General features: G+C 43.4%; 1 pseudogene. It reads left to right on the top strand.

The window, feature by feature from the left end:
- Positions 1-136 (top strand): annotated as a pseudogene (locus SB775_RS31415) (metal ABC transporter permease); the annotation flags it as partial.
- Positions 137-256 lie beyond the last annotated feature (120 nt).

The raw sequence follows: 256 nt of genomic DNA on the forward strand, positions 1-256 counted from the left end.
GGATTTGGCTTATCGCTTTGGACATTTGCGCTACGAAGTGGATGTTATGTATGTGACGGTCTTTATTTTGATCGTGCTGGTGCAATGCCTGCAATCGATTGGAAACCGCTTGGCGGCCAAGTATAAAAAAGATTAATGCTAGGAAACGGAAGGTGTAGACAAAAAATGGGAGAAAAAGCTTTATATATCGAAAAGGCCGATGCCATCGCAACGATTGTGATTGATCGTCCTGACAAGCGAAATGCTTTTACGCTGG

Source organism: Peribacillus sp. SIMBA_075 (assembly GCF_046534585.1).